This is a genomic window from Gemmatimonadota bacterium (assembly GCA_039715185.1).
Classification (GTDB): Bacteria; Gemmatimonadota; Gemmatimonadetes; order Longimicrobiales; family RSA9; genus DATHRK01.
Window position 1 is genome coordinate 1 of the sequence record JBDLIA010000072.1, and the last position, 16,135, is coordinate 16,135.

The 16,135-nt window shown below is 70.1% G+C and carries 17 protein-coding genes; 4 read left to right on the forward strand and 13 right to left on the reverse strand.

Annotated elements, in window-relative coordinates; all coding sequences use genetic code 11:
• Positions 1–281: 281 nt before the first annotated feature.
• From ABFS34_12290 to ABFS34_12350, 13 genes are read right to left on the reverse strand one after another with little or no spacing between them, the layout of a single operon-like run.
• Positions 282–1,121, reverse strand: a complete 840-nt coding sequence (locus ABFS34_12290; protein ID MEN8376219.1) for an SDR family NAD(P)-dependent oxidoreductase — start codon at positions 1,119–1,121, stop codon at positions 282–284.
• Positions 1,122–1,124: 3 nt separating this feature from the next.
• On the reverse strand, positions 1,125–1,781 hold the full coding sequence (locus ABFS34_12295) for an enoyl-CoA hydratase/isomerase family protein (protein ID MEN8376220.1): 657 nt from the start codon (positions 1,779–1,781) through the stop codon (positions 1,125–1,127).
• Positions 1,782–1,827: 46 nt separating this feature from the next.
• Positions 1,828–2,535: a sterol desaturase family protein gene (locus tag ABFS34_12300; protein ID MEN8376221.1), complete on the reverse strand. Its 708-nt coding sequence runs from the start codon at positions 2,533–2,535 to the stop codon at positions 1,828–1,830.
• Positions 2,532–3,632 (reverse strand): zinc-binding dehydrogenase, encoded by a 1,101-nt coding sequence (locus ABFS34_12305; protein ID MEN8376222.1) that lies wholly within the window; start codon positions 3,630–3,632, stop codon positions 2,532–2,534. Before ABFS34_12305 ends, ABFS34_12300 begins: the two co-directional genes overlap by 4 nt.
• Positions 3,629–4,669, reverse strand: coding sequence for an alcohol dehydrogenase catalytic domain-containing protein (locus tag ABFS34_12310; GenBank protein MEN8376223.1), 1,041 nt, complete (start codon positions 4,667–4,669; stop codon positions 3,629–3,631). The genes ABFS34_12305 and ABFS34_12310 overlap by 4 nt, the downstream gene beginning before the upstream one ends.
• A gap of 9 nt (positions 4,670–4,678) precedes the next feature.
• Positions 4,679–6,247 carry an AMP-binding protein gene (locus ABFS34_12315; GenBank protein ID MEN8376224.1) on the reverse strand — a complete coding sequence of 523 codons (1,569 nt, stop codon included), beginning with the start codon at positions 6,245–6,247 and terminating at the stop codon, positions 4,679–4,681.
• On the reverse strand, positions 6,244–7,089 hold the full coding sequence (locus ABFS34_12320; GenBank protein MEN8376225.1) for a citrate/2-methylcitrate synthase: 846 nt from the start codon (positions 7,087–7,089) through the stop codon (positions 6,244–6,246). Before ABFS34_12320 ends, ABFS34_12315 begins: the two co-directional genes overlap by 4 nt.
• Before the next feature lie 4 nt (positions 7,090–7,093).
• Positions 7,094–7,885 carry an enoyl-CoA hydratase-related protein gene (locus ABFS34_12325; protein ID MEN8376226.1) on the reverse strand — a complete coding sequence of 264 codons (792 nt, stop codon included), beginning with the start codon at positions 7,883–7,885 and terminating at the stop codon, positions 7,094–7,096.
• On the reverse strand, positions 7,882–8,301 hold the full coding sequence (locus ABFS34_12330) for an OB-fold domain-containing protein (GenBank protein ID MEN8376227.1): 420 nt from the start codon (positions 8,299–8,301) through the stop codon (positions 7,882–7,884). The genes ABFS34_12325 and ABFS34_12330 overlap by 4 nt, the downstream gene beginning before the upstream one ends.
• 4 nt (positions 8,302–8,305) lie before the next feature.
• Entirely contained in the window at positions 8,306–9,439 is a 1,134-nt protein-coding gene (locus ABFS34_12335) for a thiolase family protein (GenBank protein MEN8376228.1), read from the reverse strand.
• Positions 9,436–10,593 (reverse strand): acyl-CoA dehydrogenase family protein, encoded by a 1,158-nt coding sequence (locus tag ABFS34_12340; GenBank protein MEN8376229.1) that lies wholly within the window; start codon positions 10,591–10,593, stop codon positions 9,436–9,438. Before ABFS34_12340 ends, ABFS34_12335 begins: the two co-directional genes overlap by 4 nt.
• A 9-nt stretch (positions 10,594–10,602) precedes the next feature.
• Positions 10,603–11,796, reverse strand: coding sequence for an acyl-CoA dehydrogenase family protein (locus tag ABFS34_12345; GenBank protein ID MEN8376230.1), 1,194 nt, complete (start codon positions 11,794–11,796; stop codon positions 10,603–10,605).
• A gap of 10 nt (positions 11,797–11,806) precedes the next feature.
• Positions 11,807–12,433, reverse strand: a complete 627-nt coding sequence (locus ABFS34_12350; GenBank protein MEN8376231.1) for a TetR/AcrR family transcriptional regulator — start codon at positions 12,431–12,433, stop codon at positions 11,807–11,809.
• A 96-nt stretch (positions 12,434–12,529) separates the two neighbouring features.
• On the opposite strand from ABFS34_12350, the gene ABFS34_12355 reads away from it, so the two are divergent.
• The 4 genes from ABFS34_12355 to ABFS34_12370 all read left to right on the forward strand — a co-directional run.
• Positions 12,530–13,384 carry an amidohydrolase family protein gene (locus ABFS34_12355; GenBank protein ID MEN8376232.1) on the forward strand — a complete coding sequence of 285 codons (855 nt, stop codon included), beginning with the start codon at positions 12,530–12,532 and terminating at the stop codon, positions 13,382–13,384.
• A gap of 39 nt (positions 13,385–13,423) precedes the next feature.
• Positions 13,424–14,203 (forward strand): enoyl-CoA hydratase-related protein, encoded by a 780-nt coding sequence (locus tag ABFS34_12360; protein ID MEN8376233.1) that lies wholly within the window; start codon positions 13,424–13,426, stop codon positions 14,201–14,203.
• 1 nt (position 14,204) lies between these two features.
• Positions 14,205–15,353, forward strand: a complete 1,149-nt coding sequence (locus ABFS34_12365) for an acyl-CoA dehydrogenase family protein (protein ID MEN8376234.1) — start codon at positions 14,205–14,207, stop codon at positions 15,351–15,353.
• 18 nt (positions 15,354–15,371) lie between these two features.
• A partial coding sequence (locus tag ABFS34_12370; GenBank protein ID MEN8376235.1) for a DUF362 domain-containing protein occupies positions 15,372–16,135 on the forward strand: 764 nt, incomplete at its 3' end.

Genomic DNA, 16,135 nt, shown 5'->3' on the forward strand with positions numbered 1-16,135 from the left:
GGACGATCGCAGTGACGAGGGCCAGCGTGAAGACGCCCTTGTAGGCCTGCTCCCCCAGCCGCGCGATGCACCGGGCTCTGAGCGGTCGCGCGGCGCTGGAGAGGTGCACGCCGCTCCACAGCAGGACACCGAGCACGAGCCAGATCACGGTCGCCTCCTCGCTCGGACCCTCATGGCGGGCACGCACCGACAGGCCCAGCGTACGCCATCGCGACCCATGCGGCCCGCGCTCGACCCGCCGGTAGTCCAACACCCCAGCGGCACGACGTCTCGCCGCCGCGTCAGCTCTCGTCGCTCAAGGCCCGCGCGACGAGCTTGCTGTTTGTCCAGCGAAAGAGCCCCGGAACCAGCCGCATGCCGAAGTACGCCAGCCAGGCCTCGGGAGAGATCGGCGCCACGGCGCGATTGCGCTGGACGGCCTTCAGGATGTTGCTGGCCACACGCTCCGGTCCGTAGCTGCGGCGCCGGTAGAAGGCGCGTGTGCGGCGGCGGTTCTCGGGATCCGCGACGACTCCCCGCAGCCGCGAGGTCTCGACGATCGACGTGTTGATGAAGCCCGGGCAGACGGCGGTCACGCCGATTCCGCTGGCGGCGAGCTCGGCGCGAAGCGTCTCGGAGAGCCCGAGTACCGCGAATTTCGTGGCGGCGTAGGCGGACTGCGCCGGAAGCGGCGCGTAGGCGGCGGCGGAGGCCAGGTTCACCACGTGGCCTCCGCGCCCGCGCTTCAGCATCGCCGGCAGGAAGAAGTGGCAGCCGTGGATCACGCCGAAGAGGTTGATCCGCGCGATCCACTCCCAGTCCTCGAGCGGCGTATCCAGAAAGAGCCCGCCCAGACCCACGCCGGCGTTGTTCACCAGGAGGTCCACGGCCTCGATTTCCTGGTGGACGGCCTCGGCCAGCTCACCGACCTCGTCGCGGCTCGCGACGTCGACGCGCCGGGCGAGGACCTCGCGCCCGAGGCCGCGAATCTCCTGCTCTGTCTCGGCGAGTCTCGCCTCGTCGACGTCGCAGATCACCAGGTCCGCGCCGCGGCGCGCGCACGCCAGAGCGGTCTCCCTGCCAATGCCGCAGGCGGCGCCGGTGACGAGAGCGACCTTGCCACCGAGATCGCGGACCTCCATCGCTCAGGACTCGAAGAGCGGGGGCTGCTGCGCCAGGAAGCTCCGCTTCGCGGCCCCGGCCATCCCGTCGGGAAGCGCCGCAATCTCCCCCGCCAGGGCCTTCGCTGTCTCGAGGAGCTCGGCCGGCTCGACGACGCGGTTGACGAGGCCGATGGCCAGTGCCTCGCGGGCATCGTAGCGGCGCCCGGTGAGGCACATCTCGCGCGCCGTCCCCGTCCCCAGGATCGCTCTCATCAGGTCGTAGGCCACCGGCGCACCGAAGCGCACCTGCGGCTGGCCGAAGACCGCTGTGCTGGCAGCCAGACGGAAGTCGCACATGGCCGCCAGGTCGCAGCCGCCGCCGAGCGCCGGTCCGTTCGCGGCGGCGATCAGGGGCTTCGCGAAGGTATAGACCCGGCGGTGGTACTCGGTCGCGTCCGCAAAGACCTCGGCCATCTCATCGCCGCCCAGAAGCTCCGTCCGATCGAAGCCCGCACAGAAGGCCGGTCCCGCACCGGTCAGCACCACGACCCGGATCGCGTCGTTCTTCCCCAGCTCGTCGAGCCTGCGCACGATCTCGTCGCGCAGTGCGCGCGAGAGAGCATTGCGCTTCTGGGGCCGGTTGAGGGTCAGCAGGGCGGACCCCGCCGTCTCCTCGAGAAGGGTCAGTGATTCCGACATGGATGCTCCTCCGGCTCAAGCCGCTAGGCTTCCGAGGACCTCTGCCTCACGACGGAGCACGGTCCGCCCCGTTCTCGGGCAGCATCGTCCCCAGAATCCAGTCCCAGAGCGGGAAGGAGACGTTGAAGTTGCCCTTCTCCATTCGAGCCAGCTCGTGGTGACGTGTGTGCTGCGTTCGAAGCCATCCGACCAGGGCCCGCCGGCCCAGCCAGGAATCCCGCCGCAGGTGATGCGCGTAGTGGAACCACTCATAGACGAAGTAGTAGGCCAGCACGCTGAGGAAGAAGAGCCACGCGATGTTCGCGGAGACGAGGGTGCCGAGCAACAGCGGAATCGGGAGGTTCACCACCAGAAGCATCGGGAGCGCGAGCGGTGGGAAGAGGACGTAGAAGAGCTCGCGCGGCTCTCGGAACGCCATGTCGTCATCAGGGTAGAAGACATGGTGCTGGAGCGTGTGGCGTTCGTAGAGGATCCGCAGCCCGCGGGTCGGGTGATGCATGGGGCCCCGATGGATCCACCATTCGAAGCCGTTCGCGAACACGAAAAAGCCAGGGACGAAGAGCCACTCCCACCAGACCGGGCTCTCCAGCAGCGCGAGGCAGAAGCCGATTCCAAGGAGCGTCGTCACGTTGATGAAGGCCCAATGGGCGCGCCCTGAGTAGCGATCCGGGACCTTCGCCATCATCTCCTGGCGCTTCGCCTCCCGGCGCCCGGCCTCGGACGAGTGGGGATTCGTCGATTCGGTGGCACTCATGCTTCCTCGTCGAACCGCACGCGCGGACGCACCGCACGGCCGCTGGCCAGCGCCTCGAGGGCGTCATTCACCTTTTCGAGCGGGTAGTCCGGCCCCGCCATCGGCTCGATCCGAATCTGCTCCCGGACGAGGAGCTCGAAGATCCGCTGGAAGTCGCGGGGGGGGTCGACGGAGCCGTAGATCGTGCCGGAGAGCGACTTGTCGAGCAGCAGCGAGACCACGGGGACGCGGATCTCTTCTGCGAAGCCCGTCAGACCCGCCACGATCGCCCGACCTCCGGGCGCCAGGGCGTCGAAGGCCTGGCGTGCGACGGTACCGCTCCCCACCGCCTCGACGGCGAGGTCGACCCCACCCTCGATGATGGACTGAATGGCCGCCACCGGGTCCCCGTCTTCGGGCGAGACGAGATCCGTGGCACCCAGACGGCCAGCGAGGGCCAGGCGTGAGCGGATGGGGTCCACGGCCACGATGCGTGCGGCACCCGCCACCCGGGCCCCTTGGACCGCGGAGAGGCCGACGCCGCCGCAACCGAACACGGCCACCGACTCGCCCCATCGTGCGCCCCCGGTATTGGCCGCTGCGCCGAAGCCCGTGGCAACGCCACAGCCAACGAGGCAAGCGTCCTCGAGCGGGACCCGGTCGGGAACCGAGACGACGGAACCGGCCGGGACGACGACCCGTTCCGCCAGACCCGACACGTTCATGTAGCGGCCGAGCTGCACCCCGCCCAGGGAGAGTGAGCCGTCCTGGGCATTGGTGGTGATGCCGGCGCAGACGTGAGGGCGACCCGCGCGACAGGCGCGGCAGCGGCCGCAGCGGGGCGTCCACGCGATGACCACGCCCTGCCCCACGGCCGGCTCGACAACACCCAGCCCGACGGCCTCGATCCGCCCCGCCGCCTCGTGACCCAGCACGGCCGGGAAGCCGATGCCCTCCCCGGTGCGCCACACGTGCAGGTCGCTGGCACAGATCCCGCACGCGGCGATGCGCACGCGCACCTCGCCGGGACCGGGGTCGCGCACCATGACCTCTTCGATGCGAAGGGGCTCGCCGCGCGCATGAGCGACCGCGGCCCGGGCCCGCACTCCCCCGCTCATGACGACGCTCCGGGGAGGAGCGCGAGGCGCACCGGGTCGTTCCGGCGGCTCGCCAGGTCGTCGAGCGCCTCGGCGGCGCGATCGAGCGGGTAGCGCGCCGTGATGGACCCCGACAGGTCGAGCCTTCCCGTGGCCGTGAGCTCCACGACCCGCTCGAGCTCGGCACGGGTGTAACCCATCGAGCCCAGCACACCGATCTCCTTGCCCACGAAGGAGACCAGCGCTCCCAGCTCGGGAGACTCCATTCCGACGCCGCCCACGATCACACGCCCACCGCGCGCCACCGAGGCCAGCGCGAGCTCGACCGAGGCCTTCCTGCCGGCGTACTCGATCACCAGATCGGGCCCCCCGCCGCCCGCTGCCTGGCGGATGGCCTTGCGCGGGTTCGCGGCGTTCACGTCCACCGTGACGTCGGCGCCCGCCTGCTCGGCCCTCCGGAGCGCCCCGGGGCTGGCGTCGGCCGCCACGATCGTCTTGGCGCCGAGCAGCCGGGCCAGCAGGATGGCGTGATGGCCGACGCCACCGCAGCCGACGACGGCGATCCGCTCTCCGCCGGTGATGCCGGCGCGCGCCGCGACGGCATGGTAGGCCGTCGCCACCGCGTCCGCGAGGATGGCCCCGTGTTCGAAGGGGATCTCGGCCGGAAGCGGGAGCGCGCACGAGGCCGGAACCGCGATCCTCTCCGCGAAGGTGCCGTCCCGGGCCATGCCGAAGATCCGTGCACCCGGGCAGAGGCCCAGGTGTCCGGCTTCGCAGGCCGGGCAGGCACCGCAGGTCTCGCTCGGGAGGAGCAGCACGCGGTCGCCCTCTCGGAGGTCGGACACTCCCTCCCCCACCGCTTCCACGATGCCCGCGCCTTCGTGCCCCATGATCACCGGCAACGTCGGCACCGGGAGACGGCCGTACGCGGCATGAAGGTCGGTGCCGCACACGCCCGCGGCCTGGACGGCGACGCGGATCTGCCCCGTGCCCACCTCGGGCTCGGGCGTGTCCTCGACCCGGACCTCGGGTCCCTCGTAGAGACGTACTGCCTTCATCGACTTCCCCTACTCGGCGCCGTGGACGCCTCGCTCCTGATCCTTCCACCACGGCTCGCGCAAGGCGCGACGCAGGATCTTGCCGACGCCGGTCTTCGGGAGCTCCTCGCGCACGTCAATGGCCTTCGGCACCTTGAAGCGCGCCAGGTGCTCCTTGCAGAAGGCGACCAGGTCCTCGGGATCCACCGTGTGACCGGGACGCAGCGTCACGGCGGCTCTGACGGCCTCGCCCCACTTCGCGTCGGGAATCGCGAAGACGGCGCACTCGGCCACGGCGGGGTGCTCCGCCAGTGCCCCCTCGATCTCGGCGGGGTAGACGTTGAACCCGCCCGTGATGATCTTGTCCTCCTTGCGGTCGGCGAGAAACACGTAGCCCTGCGCATCCATGCGACCGAGGTCACCCGTGCGGAGCCAGCCGTCGCTCAGCCGCTCGCGGTCGAGCTCAGGACGCTTCCAGAACCCCGGCGTCGTCCAGGGCGCGCACACGCAGATCTCGCCGACCTCCCCCGGCGGCAGCTCGTTTCCGTCCTCCGCGCAGATGCGGACCTGCGCGAAGGCGGTGCACTCGCGGCCCACGGAGGTGAGCCGCTCCCCCCCGGCTTCGAGCGCAGCCACGTGCTCGGCGGGATCCATGAAGGTATTGAGCCCGTAGGCCTCGGTCTGGCCGAAGCCCGTGTAGAGGACAGGACCGAGGCGCTCGAGGGAACGGCGCACGAGCGCGGGAGCAGCGGGCGCGGCCGCATAGACGACCGCGCGCAGGCTGGAGAGGTCTGCAACCGCGGCGTCCGGATGGTCGAGCAGCATGCGCAGCAGCGTTGGGATCAAGAGGATCATCGTGACCCGGTGCTCTGCGACGGCACCGAGCATGGACTTCGGATCCGGCCCCGGGAGGATCACGAGGGTCGCCCCGGCCACCCAGCAGGTGTCCATCGCCCGCCCGCCGAAGTGGCTGAGCGCCAGCTGACCCAGCAGTCGATCGTCCGGGCCGACGCCGAAGGCGCTGGCCCACGCGCCCATCGCGGCTGCCACGCTGGCGTAGCTGTGCGTGACGCCCTTCGGATGCCCGGTGGTGCCCGAGGTGTAGAGGATCTGGGCGAGCGAGCCGGGCGGGCGGTCGAGGCGGTCGATCGCGAGGGGCTCCGCAGGCTCGGCCTCCGCGAGCGAGGCCAGATCGCTGGCCCCCTCGCCGGCGGCCAGCGCGAGAACGCTCGCAGACTCCCCCGCCGCCTCTCTCGCGCGCGGGATCGCGTCGGCGCCGAGGGCGACGACGAAACGGGCCTCCGCGTCGCGAACCATGAAGGCGTGCTCCCCCCCGGTGAGGGCACCGAGCAGCGGCGCCAGCGCGCCTCCGGCGCGCGCGATGGCGATCACCGTCTCGACGTACTCGATCCGGTTCTCCTGGACGACCGCAACGCGCTCGCCCGGTGCGAGGCCCAGGCCGATCAGAGCGCGCGCCAGCCGCGTTGCACGCTCGTCGAGCTCGCGATAGGTGCGCCGTCGCTCGCCGTCCACCAGGGCGACTCGCTCGGGCCAGCGCCGCGCAGCGCGCGCTGGGTAGTGCGCGTAGGGATGGATCACTTTCGACCTCGGCGGCGATCCGCCGGCAGATGTCGCTCCGCAGGTCCCGCGTAGTGCGCTCCCAACGCGTCGGGGATGATCCGGAGCGGCACGCCCTCGCGGATCTCCTCCACGATGTGGGCCAGCAGCGCCATGCCGTAGCCGAGCGCCCCGATCCCGCCGATCGCCAGGGGGTCGAAGCCGAGGTCGGCCAGCAATGCGCCGAGTGCGCCCGCGAGGTTGATCGGGATGTGGCGTCGCTTGCGCCGCTCGAGCTCGCCCTCGATCGCATCGAGCAGCCGCCCGTGCTCTCGCCAGCCATCGCGCAGGGCCGCGAGGCGGCGCAGCGTCACCGCGCGTGGCTCCGCCTCCTTGTGCATCGGATGGCCCAGGCCTGGGACGGCCCCGCGTCGCTCGAGCCACGTATCGAGGGCACGAGACGCCGCTTCCTCGTCGGACAGCCCCCAGCCGACCGCCTCGATCAGCATCTCCGCAGGCTCCTGGGGCGAACCCGTCACGGACCCGCTCGCGAGGATGCCGCTCGCGAGCGCGGGCACCGGGGAGTCGGGGAAGGCGGAGGCGGTGTAGCGGGCGGCGCAGGCGGCCGAGTTGATGAGCTGCTGATCCATCCCGCTGCGGAGCGCCAGGTCGAAGAGCGAGGCCTCCCGCTCGTCGGGAAGCTCTCCGCGCAGCAGCAGAAACGCGGCCTCGCTGTAGCTGAGGTGCTCGATCAGCTCCTCGATCGGGTAGCCGCGCACCGAGATCTTCCCGCTCTCGGCGCGGCTGATGCGGGTGGTCCAGTAGTCGCTCCAGTCTCCCGAGGCGACGTACTGGCCGACGTGGCGACGCGGGGGGCCGGGCATCGGGCTATCTCCCCTTGAACTCGGGCTTGCGCTTCTCGAGGAAGGCGCGCGGGCCCTCCTGCGCGTCTTCGCTCTGGCGCACGGGCTCGGCGAGCAGCTGCTCGAGGCGCAGGCCCTCCTCGAGAGGGACGTCGAGGCCGCGCCACACGGCGGCCTTCGCCGCCCGCACTGCGAGCGGTCCGTTCTGCGCGACGGCGCTCGCCACGGAAAGGGCCTCCCGGCGGAGCTCGCCCAGAGGCACCACGCGAGTGACGAGACCCATGCGCTCCGCCTCGCGGGCGTCGATGCGGCGACCGGTCAGGATCAGGTCGAGGGCGCGCTCGGGACCGATCAAGCGGGGAAGGCGCTGGGTTCCGCCCGCGCCCGGGATGATGCCACGCGTCACCTCCGGGAGGCCGAACGTCGCGTTCTCGGAGGCGAGACGGAGGTCGCAGGCGAGCGCGATCTCCAGCCCGCCCGCCAGGCAGTGCCCGTTCACGGCCGCGATGATCGGTTTGTCGATGGCGAGGTTCTTCGTGATGCCGCCGAGGCCGGGCACCTGCTCCGAACGCCGCAGGCGCTGCGCCGAGGTGAGCTTCTTGTAGAAGTCTCCGACGGCGCGGAGATCGGCGCCGGCGCAGAAGGCGCGCTCGCCTGCGCCGGTCAGAATCGCGACGCGCAGAGCGTCGTCGTCGCGGAACCGTGCCCAGGCATCGACGAGCGCGTCGCTGGTCTCGAGGTCGAGGGCGTTGTGCACCTTCGGGCGATCGATCGTCAGGAGCGCCACGGCCCCCTCGCACTCGAAGCGGATATTCACGGATTCCCCCCCTCAACGGGCACGGGCGTGAAGCGGGGCAGGTTGAAGTCGCCTGCCTCTTCGAAGCGGAGCTGGACCGGCATGTCGACGGCGACCTCCTCCGGCGCGCAGCCGACGATGTTCGAGATCAGTCGCGGTCCCTCGTCGAGCTCGATGAGGGCGACCACGTAGGGAGCCGGCATTCCCGGGTGGTAGGTCCGCCGATAGACGACGAAGCTGAAGATGCACCCGCGCCCGGAGACCTCGTGCGACGCGAGGCGGGGGGACCAGCAACGTGGGCAGCACGGTCCGGCGGGCAGGAAGCGATGCCCGCAGTCCGCACAGGCCGGGACCTCGAGCCTTCCCCTCCGGCAGGCCTCCCAGAAAGGCGCCGTCAGAGCGTCGGGTGAAGGCAGCGGCGGCTGCGGATCGCGCATCGTTTCAGCTCCCGAGCACGAGGGTCGCGTGGGTGTTCATGGCGAGGCCGTGTCCCGAGACGAGCGCGACCTCGGCGTCCGGGATCTGACGCTCGCCGGCCTCCCCGCGCAGCTGGCGCACGGCCTCGATCACGTGGAGCATCCCGCTGCCGTAGCCCTCGGCGAGAAGTCCACCACTCGGGTTGACCGGCAAGCTGCCGCCGGGACCGATGCGCCCGCCCTCGACGAAGGGTCCGGACTCGCCCTTCTTGCAGAAGCCGTAGTCCTCGAGCTGGAGCAGCACGACGATCGTGAAGCAGTCGTATAGCAACGCCACGTCCACGTCGGCCGCCGTCACGCCTGCCCGGGCAAAGGCCTTCGGGCCGCAGCGGGCCGCGGGCAGCACCTCGAAATGCCCCGGCGAAGAGTAGGTGGACAGGCTGTGGGCCTGCGCGTGGCCAAGGATCCGGACGGCGGGATGGCGGAGGTCGCCGGCACGCTCCTCGCTGGTAACGACCACGGCGGCAGCTCCGTCGGAGACCAGACAGCAGTCGAGCTTGCGCAACGGCTCGACCAGCGGTTCGGAGGCCAGGTAGTCCTTCATCGTGATCGGCCGGCGCTTCTGGGCGTGCGGCGTGCGGGCCGCGTGGGCCCTCGCCGCGACGGCAACCTCCCCCAGTTGTTCGGACCGCGTCCCGTAGAGGTGCATGTGACGCCGCGCTGCCAGTGCGTGCAGGCCCACGGCACCGAAGAGGCCGAAGGCCGCCTCATCGCCCCGCCCGTACTGGAAGGCGCCCGCGCTCGAGAGCGGGCTGTCGCCGTAGATGCAGAGACACACCTCGCAGAGCCCCGCCTCGACCGCGAGGGCAGCGCGCTCCACGATGGTCACGCTTCCGGCGCCTCCGAGGATCTCCGATCCCGTGTAGTCGGGATCGAGGCCGAGTTGGGCGCCGAGCCGCAGGAAGTGCGGAGTGATCCCGTCGAGGATCCCCTGGCTTGGCCCCGGATCGGTGAGCAGCCCGTCCACGTCCGAAGGCTGCAGCCCGGCGTCCGCCACGGCGGCCGCAGCAGCCTCCGCCTCCAGATGCCACGCGGTACGCCCCTCGAGCTTCCCGAACTCCGTGTGGCCCATGCCCGCAATGACGGCCCGGCGGGTCACGCGGGCCCTGCCGGCATGCGGCGCTTGGCGATGATCTCGCGCATGACCTCGCTGGTCCCCGCGCCGATCCCCCAGTTCTGCACGCCGCGCGAACAGCGCGCCACGTAGTTCTCCTCCATGAAGCCGTAGCCGCCGAAAGCATGCGCGCAGTCGAGGATGAGCCCGCGGATCAGGTCCGCTCCGTAGAGCTTCGACATGCTGACCGTCAGCTCGCCCTCCGGGTCGCCCGTGGCCAGCTGCTCCGCCGCGCGGTAGGTCAACGCGCGGGAGGCCTCGAGCCGGGTCATCCAGTCGGCCATGCGGTGGCGCCAGGCCTGCATGGAGGCGATGGGTCGCCCGAAGGCCTTGCGCTCGGCCAGGTAGGCGAGGGTCTCGCGGAGCACGTCGTCGCAGAGCGCGTTCATCATCACCGAGAGCACGAGGCGCTCGCCCTGGAACGCGCCCATGATGTAGCGGAAGCCGCGACCCTCCTCGCCGATGAGGTTGCGGCGTGGGATGCGCACGTCGTCGAAGAAGAGCTCGGCGGTGTCGGTCGAATGGAGATCCACTTTCTGGAGGCGGCGGCCCACCTGGAAGCCCTTCGCGTCCGTGGGGCAGACGACGAGGCTCACGCCGTCCGGTCCCGGTCCACCGGTGCGGACGGCCAGCGTCACGAAGTCCGCCCGTGCCCCGTTCGAGATGAAGATCTTCGAGCCGTTGATCACGAAGTCGTCGCCGTCGACCTTCGCCGTCGTCTGGAGCGACGCCACGTCAGAGCCGCCGCTGGGCTCCGAGACGCCGAGTGCCGCGATGCGCTCGCCCGTGATCGCTGGCACGAGCCATTCCTTCCGAAGCGCGTCGGTTCCGTGGTCGTGGATCACGGCCGTGGCCATCTCGCACTGCACCAGGAGCCCCACCACACAGCCGATGTCGCGGCCGCGCACGAGCTCCTCGACGAGGATCACCGTGTACCAGTAGTCGAGTCCGCTGCCGCCCCACTTCGGGTCGAAGCGGACGCCCAGGAGGCCCACCTCACCCGCCTTGCGGAAGAGCTCGTCCGGGAACCAGCCCTCGGCTTGCCACTTCTCCGCGAAGGGACGGATCTCCTCCTCTGCGAAGCGACGCACGCTCTGGCGGAAGGCATGGTGCTCCTCGGTCCAGCGGGGAAAGGCCATCGCGGCTTCCTACTTGCAGTCGAGGCCGGTCAGGTCCTGCGCGATGATCGTGCGCTGGATCTGGCCTGTGCCCTCGAAGATGTCCATGATCTTGGCGTCGCGGAACCACTTCTCGACGGGGTAGTCGCGGCAGAAGCCGTAGCCACCGAGGATCTGGATTGCCTTCGTCGTCGTGTCCATCGCGACGGCGGCAGCCTTCGCCTTCGACATGGCCGCGATCGCGGCGTTCGAGATCCCATGGTCCGCCATCCAGACCGCCTTCCACACCAGGCCGCGCGCGGCCTCGATCTCCATGGCCATGTCGGCCAGCTGGAAGGCGACCCCCTGCTTCTTGGCGATGGGCTCTCCGAACTGGACGCGCTCCCTCGCGTGCTGGGTGGCGACCTCGAGCGCCGCTCGCGCCACCCCGAGAGACAGAGCCCCCACCATGGGACGCGTGGCGTCGAGCACCCCCTTGGCTCCGCCGCGGCCCGACCTGCGAGGCTCGAGCATCTGGGCAGCGGGCACCCGACAGTCCTCGAGGCTCAGGCCCGCCGTGTCCGAGGCCCGGATTCCGAGCTTGCGCTCCTTCTTCCCCGGGATCAGCCCCGGCGTGCCGCGCGGGACGACAAATGCCCGCAGGCCGGCTCGGCCTGCGGACGGATCGATCGAGGCCCAGACGACGTAGACGCTCGCGATGCTGCCGTTGGTCGCAAACTGCTTGCGGCCACCCAGGACGTAGTGATCGCCGTCCTTCACCGCGGTCGTAGCGACGCGCGAGAGGTCCGATCCGGCGTCCGGCTCCGTCAACGCCAGGCTCGCCACCTTGAGATGGCCTTCCTCGTCGCGCCCCTCGAGGCACTCGCCGAAGACCGCGCGTTGCTCCGGGCTCCCCATCATCTGGACAGGGGCCGCTGCGAAGGCGGTCCCCTGGATCGCGATGGTGATCCCTGCACAGCCCCAGCCCAGCTCTTCGGCCGCGACTGCGGACAGGAGGTTGCGCTCGGCGGCCATCGGGTTCTCCGCGCGGTCGTTTTCGGACTCCTCCGCGGGGCGGGCGTAGTCGAGGAGGATCCCGATCTCCCTGGCCTTCTCCAGGACCTTCCAGGGGAAGGACTCCTCCTCGTCGTGCTCGGGGGCAACCGGCCGGATCTCGTTCTCCGCGAACTTGTGCATGAGCTCGCGGACCGCCTGGATCGTGTCGGAAAGGGCGAAGCTGACCAAGAGACTCTCCTCAGCGCCGCTTGGAACGAGGCTTCCCGATTCCGCGCGCGAAGACCTCGTCCATGAGCGCCACGATCTCGTCGAAGGGGTAGTCGCCGATTCCGGCCGTCTCGCGCTCGACCAGGAAGCGCCCCAGGTGGAACATCAGGTAGGCAACCCGTTCGGTGTCGAGCGACCGCAGGGACCCCTCTTCCACTCCCTCCTCGAGCACCTGGCGCAGCAGAGCCACGATGCGCCGCTCCTGATCGCGGGTGAAGGCGTGCGCGACCGGCTCGAGGCTCATCTCGGCGTCGCCGGCCAGCGCGAGGCGCATGACGTGGTTTCGCGCGTAGGTGCGCCGCGTGATCTCGACGATGCGGCGGATTTTCTTGCCCGCGCCCGCCTCGGTCGCGAGCACGCCCGACGCCTCCTGGATGAACGCCTCCGCGTCCTGCTCGAGCAGGCTCGCGTAGAGGTCCTCCTTGTTGCGGAAGTGCGAGTAGAGGGTGGTCCGCGAGCAGCCCGCCTCCCGGGCGACCTCGTCCATCGTCGTCTTTCGGGCCCCGAAGCGCAGAAAGCGCCGCCGGGCGGCCTCGAGGATGCCGTCGCGGGTGTCCGGTGGCTGCGCGGGAAGTCGATCGGGCTCAGCCGTCATCATGAGCAGGCTAACAGTTGATGAACTTCTGTCAACCTGTTACTCTCCGCGTCCACCAAGGCGTCAGAGGCTCGCGCCTCCGCCGGAGAGGAGATCGCCATGACCGAGTCCGTCGGAGCCATCGACGCCTGGGCCACGCTGGTGCTGCCCGGCACCCTCGATCGCTGGCCCGCTGAGTTCATCCACATCTTCAAGCGCTACGGCACGCTCGAGCTGTTCGAGCGCGGGATGACCACCGAGGAGATGATCGACCACATGGACGCCGCCGGCGTCGAGAGGCTGATGCTCTCGGCCTTCGGCTACGGCGACGTCGAGATCATCAGGAATGAAGAGGTGGCCGAGATTTGCGGCAAGCATCCCGACCGCTTCACCGGGGTCGGGACCGTGGATCCGCGTGGCAAGCCGATGGACGTGGTCCGCCAGATCGGGCGCCTCGCGAAGCAACTCGGGCTCCGGGGCCTACGCCTCGAGCCGTACGCCTATGGCGACGGCATGGTGGGCGCCCCGCCCAACCAGAAGATGTACTGGCCCATCTACGCGAAGTGCGTGGAGCTCTCGCTGCCGGTCGCGATCCAGGTCGGGCACACGGGGCCGCTTCTGCCCTCGGAGGCGGGACGCCCGATCTATCTGGACGAGGTCGCCCTCGCCTTCCCCGAGCTCGTGATCCTCGGCTGTCACATCGGTCAGCCCTGGCACGAAGAGATGATGATCCTGGCCTGGAAGCACCCGAACGTGTACGTCGAGACGAGTGCGCGCACGCCCAAGCATTGGCCCGAGGAGTTCGTGAAGTTCGCGAGTACCTACGGTCAGGACAAGGTGCTCTGGGCGACGGACTACCCGCTGCTCACCTTCGACCGCACGCTCAAGGAGCTGCGCGAGCTCGGTGTCTCCGACACGGCCTATCGAAAGATCGTGCGCGACAACACGATTCGCGCCTTCGGCCTGGAGGGCTGACGTGGACCTGGGCTACGCCTTCCGCCCGCTGGAGAGGACATGACGGCACCGCTGCGACTCGAGAGCAAGGACGGCATCGCGACGATCACGCTGGCCCAGCCCGAGCGGATGAACGCGCTCAGCTTCGGGATGCTCGATGCCCTGGTGGACGCGCTGGACACGGTCCGGCGCAGCGACGATCGGGTCCTCGTCCTCGGCGCGGAAGGCCGCGCCTTCTGTGCGGGCGCCGACCGCTCAGAAATGACCCTGCGCAAGCCCGCCGAGTGGGAGCCGATCGTCGACCACTACCTGGATCCCGTGCGCCGCATTGCGGACCTCGACATCCCGGTGATCGCGAAGCTCCAGGGCGATACCGTGGGGGGTGGCTTCGGACTCGCGATCGCCTGCGACTTCCGCATCGCGGTCGAGGGCATCCGACTAGGCGCGCCCTTCGTCCGCATCGGTCTCGCCGGCTGCGACATGTCGGCCGGCTACTACCTGCCCCGCCTCATCCCCCTCGGCGCCGCCACGGAGATGATGATGACCGGAAAGCTCGTGCGCACCGACGAGGCTCTCGCACTCGGGCTCGTCCACCGGGTGGTTGCCGCCGAGGATCTCGACACTGAAGTCGAAGCACTGGCCGAGCGCCTGCGCAGCGGTCCGCCCATCGCGCTGGCCTTCACGAAGCGCGCAATCCGCCGCTCGCTCGATCTCGATCGCGACGCAGAGTTCGACTACGAGGTGTTCGCCCAGGTGAACTGCATCCAGACCGAGGATCACCAGGAGGGGGTCCGGGCCTTCTTCGACGAGAAGCGCGCGCCGGTCTTCAAGGGACGCTGAGATGGCCGAGCCCGACTTCTACCTCTCCGACGAGCAGCGCGAGCTGCAGCGGACCCTCCGGGAGTTCGTGGCGAAGGAGATCGCACCGATCGCCGCCGCCTGCGACGCCGAGGAACGGTATCCGGTGAAGCTCTTCCCGAAGCTGGGAGAGCTCGGCTACCTGGGCCTGCGCTTCCCCGAGGAAGTCGGCGGATCGGGGGGCAGCTGCCTGGACTACGCGATCCTGTGCGAGGAGCTGGCCTACGGCTCCGCGGGCATCGCGCTTGGAATCTACGTTCATATGGCGCTCGCCTGTGCGGCGCTCGAAGCCTTCGGCAGCGAGACGCTGAAGAAGACGTGGCTGCCGCCCGCGCTGCGGGGCGAGAAGATCGGGGCGTGGGCCTTCGCCGAAGCCGGCGCCGGGTCCGACGCCGGCTCCGTGGCGACCCGCGCCGTGGCCGACGGGGATGACTACGTTCTCGACGGATCGAAGCTCTTCATCACCAACGGCCCCATCGCCGACTTCTTGGTCGTGGTGGCCTCGACGGCGCCCGAGCAGCGGCTGAAAGGGCTCTCGCTCTTTCTCGTGGAGCGCAATCGGCCGGGCTTCCGTGTGGCGGGATCGCTCTCGAAGCTGGGCGTGCGCGCCTCGGAGATGGCCGAGCTCGTCTTCGAGGACTGCCGCCTGCCGCGCGAGAACCGGATCGGAAGAGAGAACCGGGGGTTCCTCGACGCCCTTCGGACCCTGACCCTCGGCCGAATCGCCTCGGCAGCCTTCGCCACGGGCGTGGCCCGCGCGGCCTTCGAAGCCACTCTGGCGTACGCCGGAGAGCGGGTACAGTTCGGGCAGCCCATCGGCTCCTTCCAGGCTGTGCGCTTCGGCATCGCGGACATGGCCGTGCAGGTCGAGGCCGCGCGCCTGCTCTGCCACCGCGCCGCCATTGCCGCGGACCGGGGCCTCCCCCACGGCCGCGAGGCCAACATGGCGAAGCTCTACGCCACGGAGGCCTGCACGCGCATCGTGGAGCGCGCACTCCACTACCACGGTGCCGCGGGCTTCATGTCCGAGTCGCCGATCCAGCGCTTCTACCGCGACTGCAAGGTCTTCGAGCTCGGCGAGGGCTCGAGCGAGCTTCAGCGCGACATGATCGCGCGAGAGCTCGGCCTGTAAGGCGAGAAGAAGCCACCCGTGAGAGGGTTCGGGTTCTTCGATCGGGCAGTCCGGGAACGCGAACGCGAGCGGTGGATCCAGGCGCGCCCGCCGGGTCCACTCGACGGGCGCGATCCAGAGGCCGTCCCCGGCGGTCCGAGCCGGCTCGTCGTCGCCCGGGACGACGACGCCCTCGACGCCTCCGGTGCGCCGTGCGGGGACGTCATCCGCGAGGTGCTCGCTCGCGGCCTCTCTGTCCTCACCGGGGAGCCGGATGAGCGGACCGCATGGGCCTCCCTCCTCTCGGAGCTACGTCCGGGCCACGTCGTCGGGGTCAAGCTCAACACCGTCGCCGTCCACCTGGCCCCCCACCGACAAGTCGTGGACGCTCTGGTCGCGAGCCTGGCCAAGGTCGGTGTACAACGCCGCGACGTCGTCATCTGGGACAACCTGGGGCGCCTCGGGCCGATGCGCATGCGCTTCTATGGAGACCTCGAGCGACCCGAAGGTGCCTACTACCAGGGAATGGAGCGGGCGGGATTCGCACTGGACTCCCGGGCCGCCCCGCGCGTTCTGTGCACCCTCCCCCGCCCGCCGGGATTGGGCTACGACCGCAGCGTCCGTGCAGCGATCCCGTCGCGAGGTCTCCGCCTCCCCGTTTCCCGGATCGTCACCCGGGTCTGCGACCACATCATCAATCTCCCCGTGCCCAAGGACCACCGCGTCACGGGTGTCACCTGCGCGCTCAAGAACTTCTACGGCTGCGTCCCGCTCTGGGATGCGTTCCGACCGACCCATGCCGA

Excerpts from the sequence above, each read along its gene's own strand:
- ABFS34_12290 (MEN8376219.1), bottom strand. The coding sequence starts at position 1,121 with ATGGAGGTCCGCGATCTCGGTGGCAAGGTCGCTCTCGTCACCGGCGCC.
- ABFS34_12295 (MEN8376220.1), bottom strand. The coding sequence starts at position 1,781 with ATGTCGGAATCACTGACCCTTCTCGAGGAGACGGCGGGGTCCGCCCTG.
- ABFS34_12300 (MEN8376221.1), bottom strand. The coding sequence starts at position 2,535 with ATGAGTGCCACCGAATCGACGAATCCCCACTCGTCCGAGGCCGGGCGC.
- ABFS34_12305 (MEN8376222.1), bottom strand. The coding sequence starts at position 3,632 with ATGAGCGGGGGAGTGCGGGCCCGGGCCGCGGTCGCTCATGCGCGCGGC.
- ABFS34_12310 (MEN8376223.1), bottom strand. The coding sequence starts at position 4,669 with ATGAAGGCAGTACGTCTCTACGAGGGACCCGAGGTCCGGGTCGAGGAC.
- ABFS34_12320 (MEN8376225.1), bottom strand. The coding sequence starts at position 7,089 with ATGCCCGGCCCCCCGCGTCGCCACGTCGGCCAGTACGTCGCCTCGGGA.
- ABFS34_12330 (MEN8376227.1), bottom strand. The coding sequence starts at position 8,301 with ATGCGCGATCCGCAGCCGCCGCTGCCTTCACCCGACGCTCTGACGGCG.
- ABFS34_12340 (MEN8376229.1), bottom strand. The coding sequence starts at position 10,593 with ATGGCCTTTCCCCGCTGGACCGAGGAGCACCATGCCTTCCGCCAGAGC.
- ABFS34_12350 (MEN8376231.1), bottom strand. The coding sequence starts at position 12,433 with ATGATGACGGCTGAGCCCGATCGACTTCCCGCGCAGCCACCGGACACC.
- ABFS34_12355 (MEN8376232.1), top strand. The coding sequence starts at position 12,530 with ATGACCGAGTCCGTCGGAGCCATCGACGCCTGGGCCACGCTGGTGCTG.
- ABFS34_12360 (MEN8376233.1), top strand. The coding sequence starts at position 13,424 with ATGACGGCACCGCTGCGACTCGAGAGCAAGGACGGCATCGCGACGATC.
- ABFS34_12365 (MEN8376234.1), top strand. The coding sequence starts at position 14,205 with ATGGCCGAGCCCGACTTCTACCTCTCCGACGAGCAGCGCGAGCTGCAG.